Source organism: Microbacterium sp. OR21 (assembly GCF_047306785.1).
GTDB classification, from domain to species: Bacteria; Actinomycetota; Actinomycetes; order Actinomycetales; family Microbacteriaceae; genus Microbacterium; species Microbacterium esteraromaticum_E.
The window spans coordinates 21,091-44,005 of the sequence record NZ_JAZEXJ010000003.1; the positions used below are offsets into that span (position 1 = coordinate 21,091).

Here is a 22,915-nt window from a genome sequence, read left to right on the forward strand (position 1 = left end):
GATGGATCGGCGTACGCACCGAGGAGGGACGCGCCCGCGACGACACGGTGGTCGCAGCTCCCTGAGAGCAGGGGGCTGCGACCACCGTCGTGAACGGCGCGGGTCAGATCACTCGCCGATGCCGATGGGCTCCGGCTCGCCGATGGGTGCGCCCGCCAGGGCGCGAAGCTGAGCACCGAGGTCCTGGTCGACCTGGGTCCAGTACCAGAAGAAGCGCTCCTGGATCGCAGGAACGGTCAGTCCGCTGTACTGGCCGACGAGGGTCTGCACGAAGCGCTCGCGTGCCTCGTCGTCGAAGACCTCTCGGTAGAGGATGCTCGCCTGGACGAAGTCGCCGTCGTCCTCGCGCAGGGTCGCCGCCGACCGCACGAGCTCGCCGTCGGACTCCCAGCTGGCCTCGACACCCAGCAGCGGGTCGGCCTCGGGGCCGCCGGCGGCGCCGTACGAGTTCGGCGTGTACACCCGGTGCTCGGCGGGGGCGTAGTGGTACTGCATCTGACCCTCGTGCATGTAGTTGCGCACCTGGGCCGCGTGCGGCTGGTTCACCGGCAGCTGGTTGAAGTTCGCCCCGATGCGGTAGCGCTGCGCGTCGGAGTACGAGAACACGCGGGCCATCAGCATCTTGTCGGGCGAGATGCCGGTGCCGGGAACCTGGTTGCCGGGCGAGAAGGCGGCCTGCTCGATCTCGGCGAAGAAGTTCTGCGGGTTGCGGTTCAACGTGAAGGTGCCCACCTTGATACGCGGGTAGTCCTTCTTCGACCATGTCTTGGTGAGGTCGAAGGGGTTGTAGCGGTAGGTCTTGGCCTCTTCGTACGGCATGATCTGCACGTGCACGTCCCACTTCGGGAACTCGCCCCGCTCGATGGCCTCGAACAGGTCGCGGCGGTAGTAGTCGGCGTCCTCGCCGGCGATGCGCTCGGCCTCGCCGGCGGACATGCGCTCGACGCCCTGGTGGGAGAGGAAGTGGTACTTCACCCAGAAGCGCTCACCCTGGGCGTTGACCCACTGGTAGGTGTGCGAGCCGTAGCCGTTGAGGTGGCGCCAGCTGCGCGAGAGGCCGCGGTCGCCCATGACGTAGGTCACCTGGTGGGCGGACTCGGGCGAGAGGGTCCAGAAGTCCCACTGCATGTCGGCGTCGCGCAGGCCGGACGCGCCGAGACGCTTCTGGGAGTGGATGAAGTCGGGGAACTTCATGGCGTCGCGGAGGAAGAAGGTCGGGGTGTTGTTGCCGACGATGTCGAGGTTGCCCTCGGTGGTGTAGAAGCGCAGCGAGAAGCCGCGCACGTCGCGCCACGTGTCGGGGGAGCCCTGCTCGCCGGCGACCGACGAGAAGCGCAGCAGCGTCTCGCTCTTGGCGCCCGGCTGGAAGACGGCCGCACGGGTGTAGGCCGAGACGTCCTCGGTGACCTCGAACTCGCCGAACGCGCCTCCGCCCTTGGCGTGCGGGTTGCGCTCGGGCACGCGCTCGCGGTTGAACGAGGCGAGCTTCTCGACCAGGTAGCGATCGTGCAGCGCCGTGACGCCGTCGGCGCCGACGGTCAGCGAATGCGCGTCGCTCGCGACGGGCGTTCCTGTCTGTGTGGTGGTTGCGGGCTTGTCAGCCATTGCTGTTCCTTTCGCATTCATGGCAGAGGGCTCGGTAGGTGACCGCGGCTTCGAGGATTCGCATGCCGTGGTCATGGGAGGGATGCAGGCAGGGCGCGGCGCCGATCGCGCACGAGACGTCCTCGACGCGACCGCAGCTGACGCACTGCACGTGGTGATGGTTGTCGTCGCTGCGCAGCTCGTACAGTGCGCTGCCCACGTCGGGCAGATTCACCCGCTGCACGATCCCGGCGGCGGTGAGGTCGTTCAGGACGCCGTGCACGGTCGCCACCGCGACACCGGGAAGCGCGTCGCGGATCGAAGTGAAGACGACGTCCGCTGAGGCGTGGGGTCTCTCCGCGACAGCCTCGAGCACCCTGATCCGCTGCACGGTGACGCGCAAGCCCGCGGCGCGCAGGCGCTGCTGGGCATCGATGTCGGAGAGACGCATGATCCGAGCTTATTCTGAATGATTCAGAAAAGCGAGCAGATCAGATCGGCGTGTCAGAGCCGCCCGGCCGCCTTCAGCTCGAGATAGCGGTCGGCGATCCGCGGCGGCAGCTGCTCGGGGTCGGACGAGATCGCCTCCCCGCCGGCGCGGCGGATCGCGTCGGTGACGACCTGGGCATCCGCCAGGGTCTGCTCGGCCGCGGCGGCGAGGTAGACATCCGCTCTGGAGTCGCGCCGGCGGGCCAGAGCGCCGATCGCGTCATCGGTGACCGAGCCGACCAGCACGGTCGTCGCGCGGGATGCGGTCGGGAAGGCGCCGAGAAAGCCGCGGGCGGTCTCCGCGGCGTCCTGAGCGGTGAGCACGACGATCAGCGACGGCCGCGTGGTGAGCGTGCGGATCGCCGCGAAGGCACCGGCCCAGTCGGTGTCGACCAGCCGCGCGTGCACCGGAGCCATCGCGTCGGTCAGGGCGGGGAGCAGCGCGGCCCCGTCGACACCGGTGACCCGGGCACGGGCGACGCGGTCGTACATGAGCAGGTTGATGTGGTCACCCGCGCGCGCAGCGAGAGCAGACAGCAGCAGAGCCGCCTCGAGAGACGCATCCAGACGCGTGCTGTCGCCCACCCGGGCGGCGGCGGTGCGCCCGGTGTCGATCAGTATCACGACCTGCCTGTCGCGTTCCGGTCGCCACGTGCGCAGCATGGTGGTGCCGGCTCGGGCCGTCGCCCGCCAGTCGATCGATCGGATGTCATCGCCGCGCACGTACTCGCGCAGAGAGTCGAACTCGGTGCCCTGGCCTCTGACCTGGATCGACGTGTTCCCGTCGAGCTCGCGCAGCCGCGCGAGACGCGACGGCAGGTGCTTGCGCGAGCTGAACGCGGGCAGCACCCGCAGTGTGCCGCGCACATCGTGCCGGGCCTGCCGTCCCGCAAGCCCCAGCGGTCCGCGGGAGCGCACCACGACGAACTCGCTGACCAGCTCGCCGCGCCGTCTCGGCAGCAGCGGCACCTCGACGCGGCGACGCTCTCCCGCCGGGACGCTGATCCGGATGCGCTCCTCGGGGGCGCCCGCGGTCGGCTGCCAGGCATCGCGCAGCTGTCCGCGCAGCGTGCGGGACCCGATGTTCTGCACGGCGACGCTCGTGCGCGCCGGCTCGCCCAGCCTGCCGCGGGCGGGAGTGGAGCGGGTGACGATGAGCGCACGCGGGTCGGGTGCCGTGACGACGTCGATCGTCACCAGCACGATGCACAGCAGCATCCAGATCCCGAACACCGCCCACGGCGACACGCCCGCGGCGCCGAGCAGCACCGTCGGCACGATGCCCAGGGCGATCAGGGGAGCGAGAAGCGCAGTGACGAACATGTCAGATCGGCACTCGCGTCTGCTGCACGACGGACTGCAGCACGGCGTCGGCGGAGACGCCCTCCATCTGGGCATCCGGTCGCAGCTGCAGGCGGTGACGCCACACCGGCATGAGCATCGTCTGCACGTGATCGGGGGTGACGGCTGTGGAGGCGTTCAGCCACGCCCAGGCCTTCGCCGCGGCGAGAAGAGCGGTCGACGCGCGCGGGCTGGCGCCGAGCTCGACCGACGGCGATTGGCGCGTCGCGCGGGCGAGGTCGACCACGTACCCCAGCACGTCGTCGGTGACCTGCACCCGGGCCGCGGCATCCTGCGCGGCGCGGATCTCCTCGGCGGTCACGGCGGCTTCGACGCCGGTGAGCAGGCGAGGAGAGAACCCGCCGGCGTGCAGCCGCAGCACCGACACCTCCGCGTCGCGCTCGGGCATGCCGACGACGAGCTTCATGAGGAAGCGGTCCAGCTGAGCCTCGGGCAGGGTGTAGGTGCCCTCGTGCTCGACCGGGTTCTGCGTGGCGGCGACGAGGAAGGGATCGGGCAGCGGGCGGCTGAGCCCGTCGGCCGACACCTGCCTCTCCTCCATCGCCTCGAGCAGGGCGGCCTGCGTCTTCGGCGGCGTGCGGTTGATCTCGTCCGCCAGCAGGATGTTGGTGAACACCGGCCCCGCACGGAACTCGAACTCGCCGGTGCGCGCGTCGTAGACGAGCGACCCGGTCACATCACCGGGCATGAGGTCGGGCGTGAACTGCACGCGCTTGGTGTCGAGCCCGACGGCGCGCGCGAAGCTGCGCACCACCAGGGTCTTGGCGACGCCGGGCACGCCCTCCAACAGGACGTGACCGCGCGCCAGCAGCGCGACGAGCAGCCCGGTCACGGTGCCGGCCTGACCGACCACGGCCTTGTCCACCTCGATGCGCACGCGGTGCATCGCCTGTCGCAGAGCGTCGTCCGACGGCGGGGCGGTGGGGGTGGTGCTCTCGTCGCTCACGTGCGGGTCCTTTCGGTATGGGCGGTGTCGACCGCCGTCTCGAGTTCGGCGAGTCGTCTGGCGAGCTCGACGAGCTCGCGGTCGTCGGCGGGCGAAGCGCCGTCGAGCAGGTCCTGCAGCGATCCTCGGGGGATCCCGAGACGATCGGATGCCGCATCCGCCACCTCGACGGCGGTCGCTCGGGGGCTGAGAGCCAGCCGCAGGGCGAGCCGTGCACGGGTGCCGGCCCTGATCGCGGCGGCGGCATGCGCAGCATCCGCCGCCTTCGCGGTGAGGCGGGCACGGCCGTGCATGGTCTCGGATGCCCGGACGGTGACCGGCAGCGACTCCGAGACGAGCGGGCCGAAGCGCGCACCCCGCCACCAGATGGCGGCGATGCCGGCGAGGATCAGGAGAAGGATGGCCGGGGTCAGCCAGGTGGGGGTGAGGTCGCCGAGGGTGTCGGCGGCATCGGCGACCCGGTCGCCGTCCTCGAACGATCCGACGTACCAGACGACGTGATCGGTCTGCGCGAGCAGGGCGAGACCGAGTGCCGCGTTGCCGTCTTCGGCGAGGTGCCGGTTGGAGAGCATCCTCGTCGCCTCGACGAACGACACCCGCGTTCCGTCGCGTTCGGCGATGAGCAGCGCGGCTGCGCCCGAATCGTCTCGGAAGCAGCCCTCGACACCGGTCCCGGGGAGGAACATCCGCTCGGACTCGATCGTGCCCACCCCGTCGAACTCCGCTTCGCCGCATCCGGCGGTGACCGTTCCCAGCCCGGCGGCACCGGTGCCGAGGTCGAGCAGGTCGAGCGTGCGCGTGCTGGTGCTGAGCAGCACGACCCGGTCAGCCTCGCCCAGCAGCGAGAGGACCGCATCGTCGCTGAGGGCGAACGGGTCGGTCAGCACCAGCGTGCTGCCCGGCTCGATCGCGGAGACGGCGGCGACTCGGCTGCGCACCACTTCCACGTCGGTGCCCTGCTGGCGCACCAGCTCGGCGATCGCCTTCGCGCCGCCCGGACCGGGGGACTCGGGGTTGAGTACGCCGCTGAGCGAGGGCGCGGTGGTGACAAGACGCAGAGACAGCAGGGCGATGCCGATGAGCAGGGCGATCACGAACAGCCAGCCGAGGACACCCGCGCGCCGGCCGGCTCGGCGCGGCGCCGCAGTGCTGCCGGCGGTGTCGTCGTCGACCGTCGAGAGGGTCGGGCTCATGCGGGCACCCCCGCGCCGTGGGTCGGTGCGGAGAGGAGCGGACTGGTCGACCGGATCGCGTCATCGGCGGCGGCCAGCGTGCGGTAGTCGGACTCGCCGGCGGATGCCCCGAGATAGCGGACCGAATCGAAGAGCGTGGCCGCGTCGTGCAGCGCGGCGGACGAACCCGGGAGCGGGACCGCGGCTTCGCGCGCGATGCTCTGCGCTGTCGCGCCGGGCGCCGGATCGATGAGATCCCGCTCGAGCAGCCCGCGCGCGAGCGCGCGGAAGCGCAGCACCACGGCGGCATCCCACTCACCCTGGCGGGCGCTGCGCTCGGCATCCGCGCGCAGCTGTGCCGCGGTGCGGTCGTCTCTCTCGCCGAGAAGATCGCCGCGGCGGGGCGTGCTGCGCGACGCACGCGGGCGGCCCCAGACGAGCAGGGCGACGACGATGGCCGCCACGACGACGATCGTGATGAGCGTGAGCGCGAACGGCGCCACGGCCCCCGTGCCGTCGCCGTTGAAGAGACCGAAGAACCACTCCGCGATGTCGGCGGCCAGCTGATCGAACCAGTTGGGCTTGGCCGCCTGGTACTCGGCTTTCGCCAGCTCCTCCTGCGCCCAGCGGCGCGCTTCGTCGCCGTCGGGGACGAAGACGTCTGCGGCGGCGAGAAGTGCGATCATTCGGCTGCGCCGGGTGCTGCCCAGCCGTCAGCGGACCCGGCGCCCGGTGCCGGCTGCGTCGGGGGAGGCGTCGTGGGGGCGGCGTTCGGCGGAGCCGGCTGCGCAGAGGGGGAGGGCGGCGGATAGGGAGCAGGCGGACGGGCCTGGCCGGGATACGGCGCCTGGCCGGGATACGGCCGGCCCGGATGCGGCTGGCCCGGATAGGGAGCGCGGTACCCGCTCGCAGCGTAGGCGGACGGCGGCGCGACGTAGCCGGCGGGCTGCTTCGGCGGCGGCGTCTTCGACACCTCGCGAGCCGGGTCGACGGCGTACGGATCGCCGAGCTCGGCGTCCGAGGCCCCCAGCGCGGCGCGCTCGACATGGCGCAGCAGTGTCTGATCGAGCCCCTCGTAGCGCATGCGGCTGTCGAGGTAGATGAGGGTCGCTCCGGTGCCCTGCACGACCAGGGTGATCGCCTGCACCGCCAGCACGAGGATCTGCGGAAGCACGGTGAGGGTGATCATGGCGATGATCTCGCTCACATCGGTCGATCCGGTCGGTGCCACCACGCCGCCGATCACTCCCGACACGATCGAGCCCGGCACGCTCACCACCTGCGCCGCGAGCCCCATGATCGCTCCGATCAGGAACATGACGCCGAGCGCGGGCCAGAAGCGCCCGCGGATGAGCCGCCAGGATCGCAGCAGAGCACGACCGAGCGTCGCGCCCTCGAGGACCAGCGCTGCGGGCACCACCAGCAGCTTCGTGCTCAGCCAGACCGCCAGCGGGATGCCGGCGAGCACGAGCAGGACGACCAGTCCGACGGCGATGCCGATCGATCCGTCGGTGAAGCCCGCACCGGCCATGATCGCCACGGCCGCACCGGCGATGGCGAGCATCCACAGCAGGGCGGCCAGGCCCTGCAGCAGTGCGAAAGCGAACAGCCGCCAGAACGCGGGGCGCACGCGCGACCACAGGGACCGCAGCGGAGCCTTCCTGCCGAGAGCGGCGAAGGACACATCCGCCGCGACGAGCCCCTGCACGACGGAGGTGAACGCCACGCTCGCGAGCGTCAGCACGACGCCGACCAAGATGCTGACGGCAACGGTCCCGGCGATGATCGGCCCCTGATCCGGCGAGCCCGCCGGAACGCTGGCGATGCGGGCGGCGGCGAAGCCGGCGACGAGGACGATGACGACGACGGCGATCGCGGTGATGCCGAACTGCACGGCCACGGCGAACCCGAAGAGCACCTTCGGGTTGTGCCGCAGGGCGCTGAACGATCGTCCCAGGATCATCCCGAAGGTCATCGGGTGCAGGGGGATCGCACTCCTTCTCGGCGCGGGGGTCCAGGCCTGACCGCTCATTCGCACTCCCTCTCGGCGCTCTCGCGTCGCGCGGTGCTCTCCCAACGCGCTGTTCCTCCATCGTGGCACACCCCTCGGCGGGCGGCGGGCGCACCCCTCCGCGTTCCCGGGGCATTGTCAAGTAGGCTGATCCGAGTCGCCCGGCGTGGGGAAAGCCGGCGCCGCACAGGAGAGAAAGCTGAGGCTGAGCGGAACATGACCTCTCGTATCCTCGTGGTCGACGACGACACCGCGCTCGCCGAGATGATCGGCATCGTGCTGCGCACGGAGGGCTTCGAGGCGCTGTTCTGCGCCGACGGTGCGCAGGCGGTCGAGGACTGGCGCACCAGCCGTCCGGATCTCGTGCTCCTTGACCTGATGCTGCCCGGCATGGACGGCATCGAGATCTGCACGCGCATCCGCGCCGAATCCGGTGTGCCGATCATCATGCTCACCGCGCGCAGCGACACCGCCGACGTGGTGCGCGGCCTCGAGGTGGGCGCCGACGACTATATCGTCAAGCCCTTCAATCCGAAGGAGCTGGTCGCGCGCATCCGCACTCGTCTGCGGCCCACGCCGCAGGCGGAGACCGAGGTGCTGCGCGTCGGCGACCTGACGATCGACGTGGACGCCCACGAGGTGCGCCGCGGCACGGCTCCCATCGCACTGACGCCGCTCGAGTTCCAGCTGCTGGTCGCCCTGGCATCCAAGCCGCAGCAGGTCTTCTCGCGCGAGATGCTGCTCGAGCAGGTCTGGGGCTACCACTACAAGGCCGACACCCGACTGGTGAACGTGCACGTGCAGCGGCTGCGCGCCAAGGTCGAGCTCGACCCCGACAACCCGCGCATCGTGATGACCGTGCGCGGCGTGGGCTACCGCGCCGGCAGCGTCGGCTAGGAGCCGGTCGTGGTCGCGAATCCTCCGACGCGCGTCACCGCCGCGCTCTGGGGCGGACCGCGCAGGTGGCCCGATGCGGTCGCGGCGTCATGGCGCAGCTCGATGCGCTTCCGTGCGACGGCGATCACGCTGATCCTCACCTCGCTGGCGATCTTCATCATCTGCGTGGTGATGGCGCTGGTCATCCGCGGCGACCTCTTCGAATCCCGTAAGGACGAGGCGCTGCACAACGCGCGCGCCGCCGTGTCCGCCGCGCAGAAGCAGCTCGATTCCGGGCAGACCGGAGACGACCGCGCCACGATCGCCGCGGTCTGGGGAGAGGCCCAGCGCGTGCTCGGTCGCACGGCGTCGTCGAGCCGGATCGTCGGCTTCATCTCCGAGACACAGGGCGACGGCTACACGCCCACCGGATTCCGCAGCCTGGAGTACTCATCGGGCCAGATGGCCCTCAGTGACGAGCTGCGCACCCGGGTGACCCAGGTGAAGACCCGTCAGGCGTGGCAGTCGATCGCGCTGCCGCAGCCCGATGGTTCGGTGGCAGCGGGCATCGTGGTCGGTCAGCTTCTCGAGTTCCGCGGTGTGGGCACCTACGAGGTGTACATCGCCTACGACCTGGCGGACGCCGATGAGACCCTGCTGTTCGTGCAGCGCACGCTGTGGTTCGCCGGGATCACGCTCGTCGCGCTCATCGCAGGCATCTCGTGGCTGGTGCTGAGGTCGGTGTCGGCACCGATCATCGAGGCGGCCGAGACCAGTGAGCGTCTCGCGGCGGGCGATCTCGAGGTGCGTCTGCCGGTGCGCGGCGAGGATGAACTGGCCAGCCTCGGGCGCTCGTTCAACGCGATGGCCGACAGCATCCAGAGCCAGATCAAGGAGCTCGCGGAGCTCTCGCTCGTGCAGCAGCGCTTCGTCTCGGACGTCTCGCACGAGCTGCGCACGCCGCTGACCACGATCCGCCTCGCGGCCGAGATGATCAACGACACGCGCAGCGAGTTCGACCCGGTCACCGCACGCACCGCCGAGCTGCTGCACACGCAGGTGCAGCGCTTCGAGACGCTGCTGGCAGACCTCCTCGAGATCAGCCGCTACGACGCCGGGTCGGTGCAGCTCGAGGTCGAGGCGACGAGCCTGGCCCAGCTCGCCGAGGAGATGGTCGATCAGATGCGCCCGCTCGCCGCCGCCCACGACACCGAACTGCGGCTGGTGGCCCCCGGCGGCTACTCGCCGGTCGACATGGATCCGCGCCGCGTGCGCCGGGTGCTGCGCAACCTGATCGGAAACGCCATCGAGCACGGTGAGGGCGAGCCGATCATCGTCACCGTCGACAGCGACCAGCGCGCAGTAGCCGTGGGCGTGCGCGACTTCGGCCTCGGCATGCGACCGGAGGACGCCGAGCATGTGTTCGACCGGTTCTGGCGCGCCGATCCGTCTCGCAAGCGCACCATCGGCGGCACGGGTCTCGGGCTGTCGATCGCCCTCGGAGACGCCACGCTGCACCGCGGGACGCTCGAGGTGTGGTCGGAGCTCGGCGTCGGCACGAACTTCGTGCTGACCATCCCGCGCGGTCCGGGTGTCGAGATCGGCTCCGGGCCCGTGCCGCTGGAGCCGCAGGAGACGCTCGTCGATCTCGTCGACGTCACCGAGCCGATCACGCTGCGTGGCGTGCGCGATCTCCCGGATGCCGCGGATGCGGCTGACGCGACCGGTCCCGCCGATCCGGCCGACCCCGCCGACCCGGCAGCGACGAAGGGGCAGAGCTCATGAGCGCTCGCACCGGCATCCGTCTTCTCTCGGCTCTGGCGACCGCCCTCGCCGCCGCGCTCGTGCTCGCCGGCTGCACAGGTCTGCCCACCAGTGGCCCGCCCAACGCGGGTCTGGTCGTCGGGGAGGAGAGCGACGAGCCGGCGTTCTCGTTCATCGCAGAGGGCCCGGAGCCCGGAGCGGGACCGGCGCGGATCGTCGAGGGCTTCCTCGACGCGTCGATGTCGCCGACCAACTCGTGGGAGACGGCACGCAAGTTCCTCACCGAGGAGTTCAGCAGCAAGTGGAAGCCGGAGGCCGCCGTGACGATCGACTCGTCCGTCGACGAGCGCGACTACGACTCCTCGGTGCAGCCCGATGACGAGGACGCGACCGCCGCCGAGGTCGGGGTGACCCTCGACCAGGTCGCGAGCGTCAACGCGGACGGCGCCTACAGCGCCGACACCGGCACGGCGAAGGCCATGTACCGGCTCGTGCGTGAGCCGGGCGGCGAATGGCGCATCGCCGAGGCGGCGCGCGACGGCATCACCCTCGACGTCGAGACCTTCACGCAGGTCTACGAGAAGTTCTCGCTGCAGTACTTCGATCCCACCTGGACGCACCTGGTGCCGGACGTGCGATGGTTCCCGCGCCGGGCCGGCATGGCCACCACCGTCGTGCGCGCGCTGATCTCGGGCGAGCCGAGCGAGTGGCTCGCCCCGGCCGTGCGACCGTTCTCGTCCGACGTCGAGATGGTGGGCGACGCCGTGACCGTGGATGCATCGCAGGTCGCCTCCATCCCGCTGTCGCGGTCGGCTCTGTCGGCCTCGCCGACGGATCTCGCCCGCATGCGCACGCAGCTAGAGGCGAGCCTGGAGGGCTCGGGCGTGACCCAGGTGCGACTCATCGTCGACGGCGTGCCGCTGGATGCGGGAAGGATCAGCGTCGAGGAGCCCATCGTCGACCCCGGCGTGCTCGTGCTCGACGATGAGACCTTCGGCACGGCCACTTCGGGTGGTGAGATCGCACCGGTCGCCGGACTCACCGCGCAGATCGCCAAGATCACCGAGCCGATCGCGGCGATCGACGTCTCATCCGACGCGCAGCTCGCATCGGTGCAGCTGCGCGACGGACGCGTCTTCGCGGTGAGCGACGGCGACTCGAATGAGGTCGACGGCCGGGCAGGGCTCATCGCACCGTCGCTGGACCCGTTCGGACTGCTGTGGACCGTTCCCGCCTCGAGCCCGTCGAAGCTGCAGGTGTCCACCTCTCAGGCCGAGCCGAGCGTGGTGGCCGATGCCTGGCCCTCCGCCGATGCGATCAGCCAGCTCCGAGTGTCGGCCGATGGTGCGCGCGTCGCCGCCGTCGTCGCCTCGGGCGGCGGACGCCGCGTCGTGGTGTCGGCGATCATCCGCGACGACGAGCAGCGACCCGTGAGTCTGGGCCCGCCGTTCGAAGTGGCACAGCTCGCCGGACCCGCGCAGGGGCTGTCGTGGGTCGGTGCCGACACGGTCGCCGTGCTGAGCACCGTTCCCGACCCGACACTCACCATGCACGTGATCGGCGGACCGTCGACGGTGTCGTCGGCTCTCGCGCCGGCCGGCGCGATCACGCTCTCCGGGGCGAAGACGATAACCGGCCTGCGGGTGCTGTCCTCCGACGAGACCGTGTACGCCCAGCGCGGGTCGTTCTGGCAGGAGGCGGTCACCGACGTGCGCGTTCTCGGCACGCGTGCCGGGTACTGATCCTCCTGCACAGCACGAGCCGGCATGCGGGTTGTCCCCACGCTCGGGCAGCACGCGCATCCGCCTCCTCCGCCTGCGGCAGAGTCGGGGGATGGAGGCGGGCGCATGGCAGCGGGTGGGCCGCGATGTGCTGGCCCTGCTACTCGCGGCGAGCTGTCCGGGGTGCGATCGCGGGGGCACTCTGCTGTGCGACGGATGCCGGATGCTGCTGCGCCCAGATCCGCACGAGGTGCGCACGCCGCAGGGCATGCTTGTCCATGCGGCGCTGCGCTACGAGGGGGTTCCGGCTCGTGCCATCCGGCGGTTGAAGCAGGAAGGAGCGACGATGCTCGCGCACCCGCTGGGCGGAGCGCTCGCCGCGGTGCTGCTCCCGCACGCTCGAGATGCGCTCGTCGTGCCCGTGCCGACGAGCCGCTCGGCCTTCCGACGGCGCGGATACCGGGTTCCCGATCTGCTCGTGCGGCGCGCGGGTGCGACCGCTCATCGGATCCTGCGCCATGGACGGCGCACCGAGGATCAGCGCGAGCTCGGCCGCGAGGCGCGGGCGCGCAACGTCGCCGGGAGCATGCGCGCTTCGGCCGGGAGAGGACAGCAGGTCGTTATCGTGGACGATGTGGTGACCACGGGGGCGACCCTCGACGAGGCGGCACGGGCGCTGCGCGCGGTCGGGTTCCTTCCGGTCTGCGCCGTCGCGCTGGCCGCCACGCCGCGTCTGCGCGACACGGTGAAATCATCACGAACGGATAGTGACATGTCGGTGCACGGCGACTAGCGTAGGTGGTCACAAGGCGACCACGGTCCGCCCTTGGCCGGGCGGACCGGGACAAGGAGACAGTGATGGAAACGAGCATCGTCGGCGTCGGAGTCAGCATCTCCGATCGATTCCGCACCGTTGTCGAAGAGAAGACAGCCCGTATCCAGACGCTCGCCCCGCGGGCGCAGCGACTCGAGATCAAGGTCACCCACCGTGCCTATCGCAACGGCCGGATACCCGATGAGACCGTCGAGCTCACGCTGCTCAGCAAGGGGCCGGTGATCCGCGCGGAGGCGGTCGATCCCGACAAGTTCGCGGCCTTCGACATGGCGCTCGACAAGCTCGCAGAACAGCTGCGCCGCGCCAAGGAGAAGAGGATCGACGGGCGCAACCACCCTCGGGGCGCCCACTTCGAGAAGGAGAGCGGAGCGCTCGCCGGAATCGACGTGCAGCCCGCCTCCGTCGACGTGCTGCACGCCGTCGCCACCGGAGCGATCCCCGTCCAGCAGGACGAGGAGGAGGCGTACTCGCCTGTCGTGATCCGCACGAAGAACTTCGATGCCGAGTGGATGACCGTCGAGGAAGCCGTCGACCGCATGGAGCTCGTCGGCCACGACTTCTTCCTGTTCGTGGATGCTCGCACCGACCACCCGAGCGTCGTCTACCGGCGCAAGGGCTGGGACTACGGCGTGATCTCCCTGACGACCGCGGCACCGCCCGAGGAGGCGATCGCCTCCTGAGTCGCACGCAAGAGGCGCCCTTCCCCATTCGCCGGGGAAGGGCGCCTCTTCGCTGCGCCGGCGTATGGGCCGACGCGGACAGGTCAGTCGAAGATGCCGTCGAGGATGCTGCCGATCACGAGGCCGCCGAGCACTCCGCCCATCACGTCGCCCCCGCCCATGCCGCCGCGGCGGCCGCCGCCGCCCCATCCATCGCCGCCCCAGCCCTGGTTCTGCGGGCGGGACGAGTCGATGTCGCGCTGCGCGAGCTGCAGAGCCTCGGATGCCAGCTGCGCCACCCTCCGCGCGGACGACAGTGCCTGCTCGCGCGTCTCCTCGGCGGGGAGCATGGCCGGCACATCGATCCGCAGACGCTCGGCCTCGGCGAGCCTCGTGCGTGCATCGGCGCCGATCCAGCCTCGGTGGCCGGCGATCAGGCCGCGGGCGACGCCCAGCTGGCGATCCGCGTCGTCGAGGGCGTGCTGCACGTGCTCGAGCGAGGGCAGCGGGTTCTGCGCCCGGTACTGCGCCTTCGCGATCGCCTCGTCGAGGGCGGTGTTCGCGCTGCGCAGCTGGGTGAGCTCGGTGAACGGGTCGTTGCGCGTCCCGGAGGGAGCGAGTGCGAGCAGCGCCGACTCCAGTTCGGCTGTCGCTCGGGCGACCTCGGGCGTCTGCGGTGCGTTGCGGGCGGCGGCGATGTCGCCGCGGGAATCGGCGACGACGTCGGCGAGCGTCGATTCGGCGCGCAGCGCCTGGATCTCGAAGTCCTCGACCGCATCGAGCATCGCGCCGGCGCGGCGCACCGCCTCGGTGGCCGTCTCGAGGGCGAGGTTCGCCTCCTCGTTCTGCCGGGCGGCCCGGCGACGCTCCGAGACGTCGGCGCCGTGCGTGGCGAAGGCGAGCAGCTGCTCGGCCTCCTCTCCCGACGACGCGATGCGTCGCATCGCGGTGTCGGAGTAGCGCGATGAGAGACGCTCGATCGTCGAACGCGCCTGCGGGATGCGGGAGGCGAGCGCCTCGGCATCCCGTCTCACCTGGGCGATGATCTCGGGAGCGCGTCGCACCTTCGCGACCGTCTCGGCGAGATCGCCGGTCTTCTCATCGAGCAGGTTCTCGGCCCACTCGCACAGCTGCACGATGCGCGCGTTGCGGGTGCGCAGCTCGTCGACCGTGTCGGGGATCTCGTCGTGGTTCAGCTGGTGCAGCTGGAAAGCCTCGCCCAGGTGAGTGCGCACCGAGCGCAGCGCGTTGGCGAGGTCGGCGGTCAGCGAGTCGCCCAGTTCCGCCTGCGCGAATGCGAGCTCGTCGGACGTGGTGCGGATGCGCTCGTCCGCCGCGACCAGCGCCTGCTCGGCGCGGCGCGCGAGATCCGCGTCCTGCGCTGCCAGCGCCTCTTCTTCACGTCTGCGTCTGCCCCAGAATCCGGCCATGAATCGATCCTACGGTCGTCGGCTGGTGCACGCGCTGTGCATCCCGTGTGCCTGCGGCGAACAGCCGCCGATCGTCATGTGCGCACCTTCGCGGGGCGGCCGCGCTTGGGACGGTCGGTGGACAGCCCGAGCTGGAGCGCGTGCTGCGGATGCAGGGCGAGCCGCTGCTCGGTGTGGTCGAGCCAGCGCACCTCGGCTTCGGCGGAGAAGATCATCGAGTCCACCACGAGCGACCAGGCGAGCTCCTCGGGCCCGTCGGGATTCGCACCGGCGTACTTCGCACGGTTCAGGTCCTGCAGCTGCGCGAGCGACGCGCTGCGCTGGCGATGGATGACCGCGGAGACGTCGACGCCCGGAAGCGTGGCCGCGACGGCCAGCTTGACGGCGAGCTCGTCGCGGGTTCCCTGCGAGCGCTCGACGGGGGAGTCCAGCCAGGCGCGCACCGCATCCCGCCCGGCCTCGGTGATCTGCCAGTACACGTGTCCGCGCTCGTCGACGTCGCCCTTGTCGACGAGCCCGTCGCGTTCCAGGCGCTCAAGGGTGTTGTAGATCTGGCCGACGTTCAACGGCGAGGTCGAGCCGGTGCGACGATCGAACTCGGCACGCAGCTGATAGCCGTAGCACGGCCCCTGATCGAGGATGGCGAGCAGGCTCAAGCGGACGGACATGTTGTCTCCTCGATCCGATTTCGCGGTATTGGATTTCTCGGTATATGCATATCGGGAAATGTGCCTGCGGAGCAACAGGCCGCTCGGCGTGTCTGTTCGCCCCGAGCGTGGCTGAACCACCGCCACGCACAGCGTGCGCAGGTCACGCGCCGGTAACATGGCAAAGCATGTCCGGTGCAGACCCTTGTGCCGGGACGTATATCCAAGGGAGACATCCGTGGCGAATCCTCTCGAGAAGCTGCTGCGCGCGGGCGAGGGACGCATCCTCCGCCGGCTGAAGCAGGTCGCGAAGGCCGTGAACGCGCTCGAAGACGACTTCGAGAAGCTCACCGACGAGGAGCTCAGAAACGAGACCGCCGAACTGCGCGCGCGCTTCGACAAGGGCGAGACCCTCGACCAGCTGATGCCCGAGGCCTTCGCCGCCGTGCGCGAGGCGGCCCGCCGCACGCTCGGCATGCGCGCCTACGACGTGCAGATCATGGGTGGAGCGGCGCTGCACTTCGGCAACATCGCCGAGATGAAGACCGGTGAGGGCAAGACGCTCGTCGCGGCGTTCCCGTCGTACCTCAACGCCATCGCCGGCAAGGGCGTGCACGTCATCACCGTGAACGACTTCCTCGCGTCGTACCAGTCCGAGCTGATGGGCCGTGTGCACCGCGCGCTGGGCATGACCACGGGCACCATCGTGTCGGGTCAGAACCCCGAGGTGCGCCGGCAGCAGTACGCGGCCGACATCACCTACGGCACGAACAACGAGTTCGGCTTCGACTACCTGCGCGACAACATGGCGTGGCGCAAGGAGGACCTCGTCCAGCGCGAGCACTTCTTCGCGATCGTCGATGAGGTCGACTCCATCCTCATCGACGAGGCCCGCACGCCGCTCATCATCTCCGGTCCGTCCTCCGGCGAGGCCAACCGGTGGTTCACCGAGTTCGCCAAGATCGCCCGCACACTCGAGGCGGGAGTCGACTACGAGGTCGACGAGAAGAAGCGCACCATCGGCGTGCTCGAGCCTGGCATCGAGAAGGTCGAGGACTACCTCGGCATCGACAACCTGTACGAGTCGGCGAACACGCCGCTCATCTCGTTCCTGAACAACTCGATCAAGGCCATCGCGCTGTTCAAGCGCGACACCGACTACGTCGTGATGAACGACGAGGTCATGATCGTCGACGAGCACACCGGCCGCATCCTCGTCGGGCGCCGTTACAACGAGGGCATCCACCAGGCGATCGAGGCCAAGGAGGGTGTGCCGGTCAAGGCCGAGAACCAGACGCTCGCCACCGTCACCCTGCAGAACTACTTCCGTCTCTACGAGAAGCTCGCCGGCATGACGGGCACCGCCGAGACCGAGGCGGCGGAGTTCATGTCGACCTACAAGCTCGGCGTCGTGCCGATCCCCACCAACCGTCCGATGATCCGCAAGGACCAGCCCGACCTCGTCTACAAGAACGAACAGGCGAAGTTCGCGCAGGTCGTCGAGGACATCGCCGAGCGCCACGCCGCGGGCCAGCCGGTGCTCGTCGGCACCGTGAGCGTCGAGAAGAGCGAGTACCTCTCCCGGCTGCTCGCGAAGAAGGGCGTCAAGCACGAGGTGCTCAACGCCAAGAACCACGCACGCGAAGCCGAGATCGTCGCGCTCGCCGGCAAGCTCGGCGCCGTCACTGTGGCCACCAACATGGCCGGTCGAGGAACCGACATCATGCTCGGCGGCAATGCTGAGTTCCTCGCGGTGCAGGAGCTGAAGTCCAAGGGACTCGATCCCGAGCAGACGCCGGACGAGTACGAGGCTGCGTGGGACGAGACCTACGAGGCGATGAAGAAGAAGGTCGCCGAGGACGCCGTCAAGGTCACCGAGGCGGGTGGTCTGTACGTGCTCGGTACCGAGCGCCACGAGTCCCGCCGCATCGACAACCAGCTGCGCGGTCGCTCCGGCCGTCAGGGCGACCCGGGTGAGAGCCGCTTCTACCTCAGCCTCACCGACGATCTGATGCGGCTGTTCCAGTCGGGCGCGGCCGAGGCGATCCTCGCACGGACCAACTTCCCCGACGAGGTGCCGATCGAGTCGGGCCTGGTCAGCCGCGCCATCCGCAGCGCCCAGTCGCAGGTCGAGGCGCGCAACGCCGAGATGCGCAAGAACGTGCTCAAGTACGACGACGTGCTCAACCGTCAGCGCGAGGCGATCTACGCCGACCGCCGTCACATCCTGTACGGCGACGACATCGCCGATCGGGTGCAGCACTTCATCGAGGACGCGATCGGCGGCATCGTCGACGACCACACCAGCACCGGACACCCCGAGAGCTGGGACTTCGACGCGCTGTGGGCCGAGCTCAAGACGCTGTACCCCATGGACGTCACGATCGACGAGGTGGTGGCGGAGGCGGGCGACCGCAAGGGCGCCATCACGGCCGAGGGCCTCAAGCGCGAGCTGCTCTCCGACGCCAGGATCGCCTACGAGAAGCGCGAGGAGGCTCTCGGAGAGGCCGCGACGCGCGAGCTCGAGCGCCGCGTCGTGCTGCAGGTGCTCGACCGCCGCTGGCGCGACCACCTCTACGAGATGGACTACCTGAAGGACGGCATCGGCCTGCGGGCCATGGCGCAGCGCGACCCGCTGATCGAGTACCAGCGCGAGGGCTACGCCATGTTCCAGGCGATGATGGGCCAGATCAAGGAGGAGTCGGTCGGCTACCTCTACAACCTCGAGGTCGAGGTGCGCCGTGCGGGCGATGACCAGACCGAGGTCGAGGCCAAGGGCCTGGTCGACGAGCAGCCCGTGCAGAAGCTCGAGTACTCGGCCCCGAATGATGCCGGCGACGTCGAGGTGCGCAACGAGCGCGGTCAGGTGCAGCAGGCGGCCACCGCCCGGGCATCCGCCGCCGCTCGCGGCTCGTTCGGGCAGCAGGTGGATGCCGAGGAGCAGCCCGCCGGAAACCGTGAGCAGCGCCGGGCGCAGAGCAAGAAGAAGAAGTAGTCCGCACGGATGCACGAAGGGCCGGTTCCAGGCGGAACCGGCCCTCTTGGCATCCGGGGTCAGGAGTTGAGCGCGCGGAACTCGGTCCAGATCGACGCGCAGTCCTCACGGCCCTCGTCGAAGTGGATCATGTCGAGGGTCGAGGTGTCGCTGCCGTCGAGGAACCGGCGCAGGTGCACGTCGCTGAAGCCGTGCTCGCCGGCGTCGATGTGCGTCGACGCGTAGTAGCAGGTGGTGATGCCGGCCCACATCATCACCGACGCGCACATCGGGCACGGCTCGCACGTCGCGTACATGACGTGGCCGGACAGATCGAGCGTGTTCAGTTTCCTGCACGCCTCCCGCACCGCGACCATCTCGGCGTGACCCGAGATGTCGGTGTCCTTGATGACGGTGTTGCCGACGGCGACGACGATCTCGCCGTCGGGGTTCACGAGGGTGGCGCCGAACGGGCCGCCGGTGCCCGCCCGTATGCCTTCGAGGGTCACTTCGACAGCCGGCGTGAAGTACTTCTCGAGCGTTTCGGGGGAGGGGGTCGTCTGAGTCATGATGTCTCCTTCGGAGTCCGCGTCAGCGGGTCTTGCGTGCGGTGAGGGTGAGCAGGGTGTAGCCACGAGAGCACACCTGCCAAGTCAGCCTGACCTCGTCCGAGCGGGCGAGGTGCGAGGATGATGCTGTGAGCAGAGCAGACGACGGCGGGCTGGAGTCCGGCCGAGTCGCGTCGTGGCTGCGCGACGCTATCCTCGACGGAGTGCGCGAGCCCGGCAGCAAGCTGATCGAACGCGACCTCGCGAGCGAGTTCGGCGTCAGCCGTGTGCCCGTGCGCGACGCCCTCAAGGTGCTGGAGGCCGAGGGGCTCGTCGAGCTGCGCCCGCGCACGTGGGCCATCGTGCGCGAGTTCACCGCGGCGGATCTCGCCGACCTCGACGAGGTGCGCCAGGTGCTCGAGCCGATGGCGTTCCGCCTCGCGGCCGAGCGTCATCGCCGCGACGGTCTCGACCGGCTGCAGCTCGCGCTGCAGGAGGAGCAGGACAGCGCGGCGCACGACGACCGGATCGTCTCGCGCCGCGCCGCGGCCGACTTCCACGAGATCGTCGTCGAGCTGGCCGACAACCGTCTGCTCGAGGCCATCATGCAGAGCATCCGCAGCCGGCTGCGATGGTCTCTCGTGCAGCACGACGACCTGGTGCACATCGCCGACGAGCACGTCGCGCTGTTCGAGGCCATCCGTGACCGCGACGGCGATCGTGCGAGCGCCCTCGCCTATGCGCACGTCGACAGCAGCCGCCGTGAGCGGCTGTCGCACGCGGCATCGCTGCACTCCACCCCCGGTATCCTTGCGGAATGACCCGCCGTACCCTTGACCAGTCGTCGAAGCTGAGGAACGTCCTCTACGAGATCCGTGGCAAGGCTCTGGTCGAGGCGGCGCGTCTGGAGTCCGAGGGTCACCAGATCCTCAAGCTCAACACCGGCAACCCGGCGACCTTCGGCTTCGAGGCGCCGCATCAGATCGTGCGTGACATGCTGGCGGCCCTGCCCACGGCGCACGGCTACAGCGAGAGCAAGGGCATCGTCTCGGCGCGTCGCGCCGTCGTGAGCCGGTACGAGGAGATCGACGGCTTTCCGCGGTTCGACCCCGATGACGTCTTCCTCGGCAACGGGGTATCCGAGCTGATCACGATGGTGATGCAGGCGCTGCTGGACGAGGGCGACGAGGTGCTCATCCCGGCCCCCGACTATCCGCTCTGGACGGCGATGACGTCGCTGGCGGGCGGGACGCCGGTGCACTACGTCTGCGACGAGGACAACGACTGGCAGCCGGACCTCGAGGACATCCGCTCCAAGGTGACACCCCGCACCAAGGCGATCGTCATCATCAACCCGAACAACCCCACCGGGGCCGTCTACTCGCGCGAGGTGCTCGAGGGGCTCGTGCAGATCGCGCGCGAGAACGAGCTGCTGCTGCTCTCTGACGAGATCTACGACCGCATCCTCTTCGACGACGCCGAGCATATTCCCACCGCGACGCTCGCCCCCGACCTGCTCTGCCTCACCTTCAACGGGCTGTCGAAGACGTACCGGGTCGCCGGTTACCGTTCCGGCTGGGTGGTCATCACCGGGCCGAAGTCGCACGCACGCGGCTTCATCGAGGGCATCACCCTGCTGGCGTCCACCCGCCTGTGCCCGAACGTGCCGGCGCAGTACGCCGTCCAGGCGGCCCTCGGCGGGGTGCAGTCGATCGACTCGCTGATCGCTCCGAGCGGGCGGCTGCACGAGCAGCGCGACATCGCCTGGAAGGGTCTCGAGGCGATCCCCGGCGTCAGCTGCGTGAAGCCGGCGGGCGCACTGTACGCGTTCCCGCGGCTCGACCCGGAGGTGCACGAGATCCGCGATGACGAGAAGCTGGTCTACGACCTGCTGGTGTCCGAGAAGATCCTGCTGGTGCAGGGCACCGGTTTCAACTGGGCCACGCCCGACCACCTGCGCGTCGTGACGCTGCCGGAGGCCCGCGTGCTCAGCGAGGCCGTCGAGCGGCTCGGGAACTTCCTCTCGAGCTACCGGCAGTGATCTCCGCACGCGCGCCGAGACCGGCGGCGATGCGCCGCACCGCGCTCACCAGCTGAGAGCGCGGCGAGACGTCGGCGACGGCCCGCGCGTGCAGCGCGGCCGCGTCGGTCGCGCGCTGGTCCTGCGGCACGAAGGCCACCTCGTCGATCCCGGCGAAGCGGCTGAGCGTGCGGCGGATCTGGCCACGGGCGTCGATGCCCAGCGGGCCCGGGCGCACCCGGTTCGCCACGACGCAGACCGGAGTGTCGCCCACGAGGTGGCGGAGCTCGGCGTAGCCGCGCAGGAATCGGCTGACCCCCAGCGGGTCGGCGCTGAGCACGGCGACGACCAGATCGGCCTCGAGCAGGGCAGCCGCCGTCGCCGCGTGGCGCTGCGGCGCCTCGGGACCCATCTGGTCGTCGTCCTCGTCGAAGGCAGCGGCGACGTCGACGACCACCTCCTGCTGCCACTCGCGTGCGACCGTCAGAGTGGTGCGCAGCCGTGACGGCGCGAGCTCCGGCCAGCGGCTGGGCCGGTTCAGTCCGCCGAGCACGTCGAGCATGCCCGCTGACGTCTCGACCGGCGTCGCGAGCCGCGCCAGCTCGGCCGCGTCGAGACTGCCCAGCTGCGCGCGCCGGCACGCCGCGGCGAGGCCGGGGGACTCGTCGCCGAGTCCGAGCTGCAGAGCCACGGACGGGGCGACGCTGTCGGCGTCGACCAGTGCGGTCCGCCTGCCGGCGCGAGTGAGCTCGACGGCGAGCTGGACCGCGATGGTGGTCCGGCCAGGAGCACCCTGCGGGCCCCACACCGTCAGCACGCGAGACGGATGCCCGGGATCAGGCGGCGCGGCGACCGCGGCGTCGGCGCTGATCGCCGCCAGCACCTGCGCCGCCGGCGTGTCCACGGCGACGGGAGCCGACAGCCCGAAGCGCGCGGCCACCCGCGAGTCGGCGGCGCCGACCGGCACCAGACGCACCCCGGCTCGGTCGCAGGCGGCGACCAGTCCGGCGGTCAGCAGCGATCGGGTCGGCGGGACCAGCACCGCATCGACGCCCGCGAGATCCCGGCCGGGCAGCTCGTGCGCGGCGACGACCGTCACCCGTGCACCCTCGAGCTCGAGATCGGTCGCGAGCGGGGCGGCATCTCCGCCGTCGTCGACGACGATCAGCTCGATCACGACCCGGCTCCGGTCGGCACCAGCGAGAGAGCGTCCCCGCCCGTGATCGCGGCGAGCACGTCGGCCACGTCCGCCCGGTCGACGATGACCTCGACGTCGGTGCGACTGCCGGCCAGCATCCCCTCCTCCTCCGCGACCGCGGCGACCACCGCGTCGCCGACGAGGATCCGCGGCTCCTCGAATGCGCGGCCGTCCTCGAGCGGCGGTGCGTGCCACAGCTCGACGACGGTGCCCGCGGTGACATCGGCCGGAACGGCGGTGCTGCTGATCACCACCGCGGTGGTGCGCAGCTCGTCGGCGTCGCCCACGGCCGCGAGCGGCACGAGCTCTCCGGGGGTGAGCGTGCGCACGGCGACCGCACCCGGCTCCAGGCTCTGCGGGGCCAGGTACGAGTCGGTCAGCGCCCCGAGCCCCACCTCGACGACCTGCAGCTCGGCCGAGCTGATCGTCTCGCCGGGCAGCACCGTCCGCGTGGCCTGCAGCACCGGGACGGTCTGACGCGACGACGACACGAGCAGCCAGACGCCCGCGACCGACGCGACGACGAGCACCACGCCGATCACGAATCGCAGATCGCCGAAGAACGGTCGGTGTGCACGCGAGCGGATCATGCACACATCGTCACAGAAGTCGCATGCGAGCGGCGGAAGTTATCCACAGCGGCCGATTCGCGGCGGCTTTCCCGCGGTCGGCGGGGGAG

Annotated in this window: 20 protein-coding genes; 8 read left to right on the forward strand and 12 right to left on the reverse strand. The window is 70.3% G+C overall.

Going from position 1 to position 22,915, the window contains the following annotated elements; all coding sequences use genetic code 11:
• Positions 1-108: 108 nt before the first annotated feature.
• The 7 genes from V2S04_RS08605 to V2S04_RS08635 are packed head-to-tail and all read right to left on the reverse strand — an operon-like array spanning position 109 to position 7,585.
• Complete coding sequence (locus V2S04_RS08605) at positions 109-1,605, reverse strand: catalase (protein WP_413638146.1); 1,497 nt, start codon at positions 1,603-1,605, stop codon at positions 109-111.
• A complete protein-coding gene (locus V2S04_RS08610; protein ID WP_099194846.1) occupies positions 1,598-2,035 on the reverse strand; it encodes a Fur family transcriptional regulator in 438 nt (145 codons plus the stop codon). Before V2S04_RS08610 ends, V2S04_RS08605 begins: the two co-directional genes overlap by 8 nt.
• A gap of 53 nt (positions 2,036-2,088) precedes the next feature.
• Positions 2,089-3,396: a DUF58 domain-containing protein gene (locus tag V2S04_RS08615; RefSeq protein ID WP_413638147.1), complete on the reverse strand. Its 1,308-nt coding sequence runs from the start codon at positions 3,394-3,396 to the stop codon at positions 2,089-2,091.
• A 1-nt stretch (position 3,397) separates the two neighbouring features.
• Positions 3,398-4,321 carry a MoxR family ATPase gene (locus V2S04_RS08620; RefSeq protein ID WP_340088066.1) on the reverse strand — a complete coding sequence of 308 codons (924 nt, stop codon included), beginning with the start codon at positions 4,319-4,321 and terminating at the stop codon, positions 3,398-3,400.
• Positions 4,322-4,377: 56 nt separating this feature from the next.
• Positions 4,378-5,574: a DUF4350 domain-containing protein gene (locus tag V2S04_RS08625; protein WP_413638148.1), complete on the reverse strand. Its 1,197-nt coding sequence runs from the start codon at positions 5,572-5,574 to the stop codon at positions 4,378-4,380.
• Positions 5,571-6,239 (reverse strand): DUF4129 domain-containing protein, encoded by a 669-nt coding sequence (locus tag V2S04_RS08630; RefSeq protein WP_413638149.1) that lies wholly within the window; start codon positions 6,237-6,239, stop codon positions 5,571-5,573. Before V2S04_RS08630 ends, V2S04_RS08625 begins: the two co-directional genes overlap by 4 nt.
• Positions 6,236-7,585: a hypothetical protein gene (locus V2S04_RS08635; protein WP_413638150.1), complete on the reverse strand. Its 1,350-nt coding sequence runs from the start codon at positions 7,583-7,585 to the stop codon at positions 6,236-6,238. Before V2S04_RS08635 ends, V2S04_RS08630 begins: the two co-directional genes overlap by 4 nt.
• Positions 7,586-7,780: 195 nt before the next feature.
• On the opposite strand from V2S04_RS08635, the gene mtrA reads away from it, so the two are divergent.
• The 5 genes from mtrA (at position 7,781) to hpf (ending at position 13,440) form a co-directional block, all read left to right on the forward strand.
• Positions 7,781-8,461 (forward strand): MtrAB system response regulator MtrA, encoded by a 681-nt coding sequence (mtrA, locus tag V2S04_RS08640; RefSeq protein WP_413638151.1) that lies wholly within the window; start codon positions 7,781-7,783, stop codon positions 8,459-8,461.
• Positions 8,462-8,470: 9 nt separating this feature from the next.
• Complete coding sequence (gene mtrB, locus V2S04_RS08645) at positions 8,471-10,225, forward strand: MtrAB system histidine kinase MtrB (RefSeq protein ID WP_413638152.1); 1,755 nt, start codon at positions 8,471-8,473, stop codon at positions 10,223-10,225.
• Entirely contained in the window at positions 10,222-11,946 is a 1,725-nt protein-coding gene (locus V2S04_RS08650; RefSeq protein ID WP_413638153.1) for an LpqB family beta-propeller domain-containing protein, read from the forward strand. The genes mtrB and V2S04_RS08650 overlap by 4 nt, the downstream gene beginning before the upstream one ends.
• A 202-nt stretch (positions 11,947-12,148) precedes the next feature.
• Positions 12,149-12,718 (forward strand): ComF family protein, encoded by a 570-nt coding sequence (locus tag V2S04_RS08655; RefSeq protein WP_413638154.1) that lies wholly within the window; start codon positions 12,149-12,151, stop codon positions 12,716-12,718.
• A gap of 65 nt (positions 12,719-12,783) precedes the next feature.
• Complete coding sequence (hpf, locus tag V2S04_RS08660; RefSeq protein ID WP_413638155.1) at positions 12,784-13,440, forward strand: ribosome hibernation-promoting factor, HPF/YfiA family; 657 nt, start codon at positions 12,784-12,786, stop codon at positions 13,438-13,440.
• An 83-nt stretch (positions 13,441-13,523) separates the two neighbouring features.
• Here hpf and V2S04_RS08665 read toward each other — a convergent pair whose 3' ends face one another.
• A complete protein-coding gene (locus V2S04_RS08665) occupies positions 13,524-14,849 on the reverse strand; it encodes a hypothetical protein (RefSeq protein ID WP_413638156.1) in 1,326 nt (441 codons plus the stop codon).
• A gap of 74 nt (positions 14,850-14,923) precedes the next feature.
• Positions 14,924-15,517: a PadR family transcriptional regulator gene (locus V2S04_RS08670; protein WP_413638157.1), complete on the reverse strand. Its 594-nt coding sequence runs from the start codon at positions 15,515-15,517 to the stop codon at positions 14,924-14,926.
• Between the two features lie 217 nt (positions 15,518-15,734).
• Between V2S04_RS08670 and secA the strand changes: the two genes are divergently transcribed.
• The gene (secA, locus tag V2S04_RS08675) at positions 15,735-18,491 is read left to right on the forward strand and encodes a preprotein translocase subunit SecA (protein WP_413638158.1); all 2,757 of its coding nucleotides are present in this window, start codon (positions 15,735-15,737) and stop codon (positions 18,489-18,491) included.
• A 59-nt stretch (positions 18,492-18,550) separates the two neighbouring features.
• Here secA and V2S04_RS08680 read toward each other — a convergent pair whose 3' ends face one another.
• Positions 18,551-19,039, reverse strand: a complete 489-nt coding sequence (locus V2S04_RS08680; protein WP_413638159.1) for a nucleoside deaminase — start codon at positions 19,037-19,039, stop codon at positions 18,551-18,553.
• 128 nt (positions 19,040-19,167) lie between these two features.
• On the opposite strand from V2S04_RS08680, the gene V2S04_RS08685 reads away from it, so the two are divergent.
• A complete protein-coding gene (locus V2S04_RS08685; protein ID WP_413638160.1) occupies positions 19,168-19,839 on the forward strand; it encodes a GntR family transcriptional regulator in 672 nt (223 codons plus the stop codon).
• A complete protein-coding gene (locus V2S04_RS08690) occupies positions 19,836-21,059 on the forward strand; it encodes a pyridoxal phosphate-dependent aminotransferase (RefSeq protein WP_413638161.1) in 1,224 nt (407 codons plus the stop codon). The genes V2S04_RS08685 and V2S04_RS08690 overlap by 4 nt, the downstream gene beginning before the upstream one ends.
• Here the strand turns inward: V2S04_RS08690 and V2S04_RS08695 are convergent.
• Together V2S04_RS08695 and V2S04_RS08700 are read right to left on the reverse strand one after the other, a co-directional pair.
• Positions 21,007-22,215, reverse strand: coding sequence for an AAA family ATPase (locus V2S04_RS08695; RefSeq protein WP_413638162.1), 1,209 nt, complete (start codon positions 22,213-22,215; stop codon positions 21,007-21,009). The genes V2S04_RS08690 and V2S04_RS08695 overlap by 53 nt on opposite strands.
• Positions 22,212-22,826: an SAF domain-containing protein gene (locus tag V2S04_RS08700; RefSeq protein ID WP_340087838.1), complete on the reverse strand. Its 615-nt coding sequence runs from the start codon at positions 22,824-22,826 to the stop codon at positions 22,212-22,214. Before V2S04_RS08700 ends, V2S04_RS08695 begins: the two co-directional genes overlap by 4 nt.
• Positions 22,827-22,915 lie beyond the last annotated feature (89 nt).